General features: G+C 70.8%; 7 protein-coding genes. All 7 read right to left on the minus strand.

The genetic code is table 11. From position 1 onward, the window contains the following. Nucleotides 1–396: enoyl-CoA hydratase/isomerase family protein (locus tag VHW64_RS10635; RefSeq protein WP_329650525.1), on the minus strand; the 396-nt coding region annotated here is incomplete at its 3' end. 46 nt (nt 397–442) lie between these two features. Then, nucleotides 443–1,240: an enoyl-CoA hydratase/isomerase family protein gene (locus tag VHW64_RS10640; RefSeq protein WP_329650526.1), complete on the minus strand. Its 798-nt coding sequence runs from the start codon at nt 1,238–1,240 to the stop codon at nt 443–445. Further along, nucleotides 1,240–2,397, minus strand: coding sequence for an acetyl-CoA C-acyltransferase (locus VHW64_RS10645; RefSeq protein ID WP_329650527.1), 1,158 nt, complete (start codon nt 2,395–2,397; stop codon nt 1,240–1,242). The genes VHW64_RS10640 and VHW64_RS10645 overlap by 1 nt, the downstream gene beginning before the upstream one ends. Further along, nucleotides 2,394–3,962 carry a class I adenylate-forming enzyme family protein gene (locus VHW64_RS10650; RefSeq protein ID WP_329650528.1) on the minus strand — a complete coding sequence of 523 codons (1,569 nt, stop codon included), beginning with the start codon at nt 3,960–3,962 and terminating at the stop codon, nt 2,394–2,396. The genes VHW64_RS10645 and VHW64_RS10650 overlap by 4 nt, the downstream gene beginning before the upstream one ends. Then, nucleotides 3,959–4,654, minus strand: a complete 696-nt coding sequence (locus VHW64_RS10655; protein WP_329650529.1) for an SDR family NAD(P)-dependent oxidoreductase — start codon at nt 4,652–4,654, stop codon at nt 3,959–3,961. Before VHW64_RS10655 ends, VHW64_RS10650 begins: the two co-directional genes overlap by 4 nt. A 70-nt stretch (nt 4,655–4,724) precedes the next feature. Beyond that, on the minus strand, nt 4,725–5,174 hold the full coding sequence (locus tag VHW64_RS10660; RefSeq protein WP_329650530.1) for a nuclear transport factor 2 family protein: 450 nt from the start codon (nt 5,172–5,174) through the stop codon (nt 4,725–4,727). A 76-nt stretch (nt 5,175–5,250) separates the two neighbouring features. Next, on the minus strand, nt 5,251–6,010 hold a 760-nt coding region (locus VHW64_RS10665), incomplete at its 5' end, for an MFS transporter (RefSeq protein ID WP_329650531.1).

Consider the following 6,010-nt stretch of genomic DNA (forward strand, 5'->3'; position numbering starts at 1 on the left):
GAAGGCCCCCTCGGCCATGTAGACGATGTCGGACATGACGGCCACGCTCGCGCCGAGGCCGACCGCGGGCCCGTTGACCGCCGCGATCACCGGCAGGTGGAAGCGCAGCATCTCGGTGACCATCCGCCCGGCCTCGCGGAACCCCGACCGACGGTGGTCGAAGTTCTTCACCGTCTCGAGGAAGCCGGGGACATCGCCGCCGGCGCTGAAGGCGCGCCCTGCGCCGGTCAGCACGACGGCGCGCGCCTCCCAGTCCCCACTGAGCTGCTGCCACACCGAGGCCAGGGCGCTGTGCAGGTCGTCGGACATGGCGTTCAGGCTGTCCGGCTTGTTGAGCGTCAGGACGCGAACCGGTCCGTCCTTCTCGAGCTTGAGGATGGGCTCTTCTGCGGACATCGGCGGAGGTCCTTCCCTATCGGTGGTGTCGTCGGTTGGGGCGTGGTCAACGGCCGCGGAACTGCGGGGGCCGGCGCTCGAAGAACGAGGCCCTCCCCTCGGCCGCATCCTCGGTTCCGGTCGCCAGGCCCTGGGCCATGCGCTCGGCGAAGAGTGTGGAGGCGATGTCGTGCTCGAATGCCGCGCCGAGCATCTGCTTGGTGAGCGCCAGGGTGGCCGTGGGCAGCGCCGCCAGCTCGGCGGCAGCCGACGATGCCGTGCTCTCCAGCGCGCTCGGGGCCACGGCCACGGCGATCATCCCGATAGCCGCAGCCTCGCCGCCGGACAGTGGCCGACCGCGCATCAGGAAGTCCTTCGTGCGGGCGATACCGATCAACCGCGGCAGGAGGTTGACGACCGCGCCGTCCGGGACGAGGCCGCGCTGCACGAACGCAGGGATGAAGCGGGCGTCCTCGGCGGCCACGCAGACGTCGGCGGCCAGCGCCAGGGTCAGCCCGATCCCCGCAGCGGCGCCGTGGACCGCCGCCACCACCGGAACGGGGCAGTCCAACATCGACGTGACCAACCGCTGGGTCGACGCTCGCATGACGCGGGTCGTCTCCATCCCGGGCCCGCTGGGCGCGGAGTCCTGGAGGTCGGCTCCGGCGCAGAAGCCGGGCCCCGCGCCGTCGAGCAGGATCGCGCGATGACCGGAGGCCTCGGCTCCGTCGAAGACATCGAGGAGCCGGTCGCGCAGGGCGGGGTTGATCGCGTTGCGCTTGGCCGGCCGGTTCAGCGTGACCCGCAGCACGTCGCCCTCGACGCGGGTCGCGAGCGGCTCGTCCTGGACGGTCGACCCGAGCATCAGGCCACTCGCTCGAACAGCATGGACATCCCTTGACCGCCCCCGATGCACTGAGTGACCAGGCCGAGCTCGCCGTCCCGGCTCTGGAGCGCGTTCAGCAGGGTCGTGACCATCCGCACCCCGGTCATGCCGAATGGATGACCCAGCGCGATGGCACCACCGAAGGGGTTCAGCTGCGCCTCGATGTCGACGCCGAGCTCGCGGCACACCGGGATCACCTGCGCGGCGAAGGCCTCGTTCAGCTCGACGACGTCGAGGTCGCGCACGCTTGTCCCGGTGCGCGACAGCAGGCCCCGGGTGGCCTCGATCGGGCCGAGACCCATCAGCTCCGGCTCGAGCCCGGTCACGTTGCTCCCCAACACGCGTGCGCGCGGCGTGAGACCGAGCTCGGCAGCCCGGTCGGACGACATCACGATCGCCGCCGCCGCGCCGTCGTTGATCGGGCAGGCGTTGCCCGCGGTCACGAGACCGTCGTCGAGGATGGGCTTGAGAGCCGCCAGGGTCTCCATCGACGTTCCGGGACGAGGCCCGTCGTCGTGGTCCATCGTGCCCGTCCGGGTCTCGATGGGGAGGGTCTCGCGGGCGAAGGTGCCGTCGTCGCCAGCGGCCAGGGCCCGGGTGTGCGAGCGGACGGCGATCTCGTCCATCTCGTCGCGGGTGATGCCGTGGATCGTGGCCACGCGCTCGGCGGTCTCGAGCATCGGCATGTACATCTGGTTCACGAAGTCCGGTCGGCCCTGGTCGATCATCCGGGGATTGAGGTCCTCGGGCTCGAACGCCCGCCCGCGACGGGTCACGCTCTCCACCCCCACCACGACGAAGACGTCTCCCTCGTCGGCCTGGATCGCGTGGTGTGCCATCCGGAGGGCCTGGAGCGACGAGGCGCAGAAGCGATTGACGGTGGTGCCCGGGACCGTGCTCGGGAGGCCCGCCAGCTGCCCGACGATGCGCCCGAGGTTGTAGGCCTGCTCCCCTACGGCCACCGAGACTCCACAGATCACGTCGTCGACCTGCTCGGGCGGCAGCGCCGGGTTGCGGTCTAGCAGCGCCTTCACCACGGTGGCCGCCAGGTCGTCAGGACGGACGTCGACTAGGCTTCCCTTGAAGGCGCGGCCGATCGGCGATCGGAGCGCGTCGATGATGACGGTGTCGGTCATGGGGCCACCTCCTGGGGTTCGGTGGAGAGGCTCGCGGCGACCACCTCGGGGATGCGCCGGCGGAGGACCTTCCCCGACGGGTTGCGTGGGATGGCGTCCACGAAGGCCACGGACACCGGGCGCTTGTAGCGCGACATCCGCTCCCTGCACCAGTCGAGGAGCTGCTGGGCCTCCAGCTGCGATCCGGGACGGCGTACGACGGCGACGGCGGGACGCTCCTGCGACGAGGCGTCGGTCACGCGGTACACCCCGCAGTCCTCCACGTCGGGATGGCTGAACAAGGTCTTCTCGATCTCGACCGGCGACACCGAGAAGCCCGAGACCTTGATCATCTCCTTGCTGCGGTCGACCAGGTACAGGAAGCCGTCCCCGTCGACGAAGCCGATGTCACCCGTGCGGACCCAGCCGTCGACGAAGACGTCCGCGTTCGACTCCTCCGGCAGGTATCCCAGCATCGTCTGCGAGGAGCGCACCCAGAGCTCACCCGGAGCGTGCGGGGGTACGTCGCGCCCGTCCTCCCCGACGAAGCGATAGGTGCCGTCCGGCGTCATCAGTCCGGGAGAGTCGAGGCGCCAGCGGGCCGGCTCGGTCACCGGGTTGGCGGCGAGCTGGCCGTGCTCGCTGGTGCCGTACACGTGGAGCCAGCGCACGCCGGTACGACGCGTCACGGTCTCCGCGACGTCCTTGCTGATGGGCGTCGCTCCCCACACGAGATAGCGCAACGACGAGAGGTCGAACCTCTCCAGATCGGGATGAGCGGCCATCGCCACCGCGATCGGCGCCGCGGCCATGCCCACCGTGATCCGGCTCTCCTCCACGTCGTGGAGCATGACGTCGAGGTTGAACCGCTGGAAGAAGGAGATCCTGGACTGGGTGGAGAAGCTGCTCAGCATCGTCGACATGCCGAAGATCGTGCAGGCCGGCAGGAAGAACTGGACCCGGTCGTCACCGTTGAGCCCGGCCTGCCAGATCCACTCGTGGACGATGGCGGACATCGAGCGATGACTGTGCCGGACGGCCTTGGGCAGCCCCGTCGTGCCCGAGCTCAAGAACAGGAAGGCCTCCTGCTCGTCGTCGACGACGACGCTGACCGGGTCGGCGCTTCGCTGGTCGATGAGGTCGGCGATGTCGGTCCAACCCTGCGGCGCGTCGTGGTCAACGCACAGACGCAGGGCCGGAGAGTCGTACGCCGTCAGCGTGGTGGCGCTGAGGGTCTCGGCCACGACCACGTCAGGTGCCGTCAGCCCGAGCACGTGCTCGAGCTCGGAGAGGGTCCACGTGGCCATCGGCGTGACGACCGCGGCGCCGGTCTTGAGCACGGCGTGAGTCGCGACGATCCACTCAGGGCGGTTGGAGATCACCACGGCGCCGCGCCGGCCCGGGCCGAGGCCCGCCTCGACGAGCCGATGGGCGAGGGCGTTGGCCCGCTCCTCCAGCTCGAGGTAGGTGTGCTCGCGTCCTTGGAACGACAGGGCGACGCGGTCGGGATGCTCCTGCGCCGCGATCCGCAGGAACCGGTGCAGCATGCGCGAGTCGCGCAGATCCGTCAGCGATGCGGCGGTCACCGGGCACCCTTCGGCACGATCTCCCCCTGAGGCGTCATCAGCACCTCGCGGGCATCCTGCCCGTCGACCAGCGTCCACATCCGGGCCGCGAGCTCCTGGGGGTCGAGCTGGCCGGGCTCGGGGGTCGCGGTCGCGATCATCCCGGCCACCGTGTAGAAGGCCGCGTGCGCGCCGGTGCCGCTCAGCGCGGCGCTCAGCGTCAGCGCATAGTTCCGCAGGCCGGCCATCGCCATCCCGAGGTTGCCGAAGTCGCGCAGCGGCAGTCGAGCGGACCCGCCGCCCACGAACACCAGCGTCCCCGAGCCGCGCCGGGCCATCGGGCCCGCGAGCGCCGCCCCGACCGCCACGGCGCCCAGCACGAGCAGCTCGAGGTTGTGGCGCACGTTGGCCACCGTCGCGTCGAGGACGTCGACGAGGTCGCCACTGCGTCCACCGGGCTGGAAGATGCAGGCGTCCAACGGCGTCTCGCGATCGAGGTCCTCGACCAGGGCTGTCAGTGCGGCGTGGTCGGTGATGTCGGCAGGATGCACCTCAGCCTCGGCACCCTCCGCCGCGAGCACGTCGCGAAGCCCCTCCAGCCGCTCCTGGCTGCGCCCGAGCAGGTGGACGCGATAGCCCTCGGCGCCGAACCGTCGAGCGCTCGCGAGCGAGAGCCCGGGGCCGGCGCCCACGATGAGCAACTCTCTGCCCACGGTCCCTCCTGGGATGATTGAATGCGAAAATGTATATCTTTGGCCAACGTACGCGGGCGGTCCGCCCGGGTCAAGGGACCGTGGGCAGCATCCCGCGCACCGGGCTGGTGGGCGCCGCGCCCTCGAGGACGACGGTGCGCGAGGCGAACAGCCAGCGCTCGCCGACGCGGACGAGGGTGTCGCGGTAGACCCCCCAGTGATCGGGCCCCTGCGCCGAGAATGCGGCGAAGTAGCTCACGGCGCGGGCGCGGTCCTCGGACTCGACCTCGACGAAGACCGATGAGGTGTGGTGGCGGATCCGGCCGAAGCTCTCGGCGCCCGCGAACACCGCCTTGAGCTCCTCCACCTTCCCCCGGATCTCGTCGCGCCCCTCGGCCACGACGCCGCCGCCCATGTCGTAGCGCGTGTCGAAGGTGAACAACTGGGAGAGCTCGACGGCACGCCCGCTGTCAACGTGCCGGGTGTACTTGCTCAGGGTGTCGAGGATCGCGGCCCGCGCCCTCGTCTCGTCAGCATCCATGCTCGTCCCCTCCCGCTCGGTCGGCGCCGGCCTCAGCGCCGGCCTGGTCCTGCTCCTCATTCGAGGGTAGTCCATATCATTTAACTCTTTTAGCGCCGGTCAGAGCCACCACCGAGGTCAGCGCCAATGACACCAGCACCAGGCAGAACGAGATCGCCGTCGGGCGGAGCCCGATGTGCGTCGCGAGCACCCCGGCAGCCAGCGTGGGGACGCTCAGGCTCAGGTAGTTCACCACGTTGAGCGCCGACATCAGCTCAGCGCGACGACCGGCCGGCGCCAGGTCGGCCAGCACTCGGACCGTCCCGAGATAGACCGCGCCGTACCCGCCTCCGGCCAGGGCAGTGCCGAGGAAGAAGGCGGTCGTGCTGCTGGCCACCAGGGACAGGGCGAGGACGCCGAGCCCCGCCGCGAGGACGCAGGAGCCCGCGACCACCACTCGCGGCGCTCGGGCGAGGGCGGGCATGGCCAGGCTGGCCGCGATGGCCGCGGCCTGCAGCGTCAGGATGGCGAAGCCGGAGATCGCCCGGTTCGCGTGACCGAGGATCTGAACGGCGACCGACCCCGAGAGCGAGTTGTAGAAGCCGCCCATCGCCGCGGAGGCCACCACGCCAGGCACCAGCAGCGCGAAGCTGCGGCGGGCTGCCGGCGGAACGCCCAGCCGCGGCCGCACCGAGAGCGTGTCGTCCCGGCTCCGCGCGGCCGGCTCGATGCGGACCGCGACGGCCACGGCCAGGACGACGAACAGCACCGCCAGCAGCACGTAGACGGCGACGCGTGGGGCGGGCAGGAACTGGACCATCAGACCCGAGATCGCCGCACCGAGCCCGATCCCGATG

Origin of the sequence: Nocardioides sp., assembly GCF_036267815.1 — a bacterium.
Lineage (GTDB): Bacteria > Actinomycetota > Actinomycetes > Propionibacteriales > Nocardioidaceae > Nocardioides.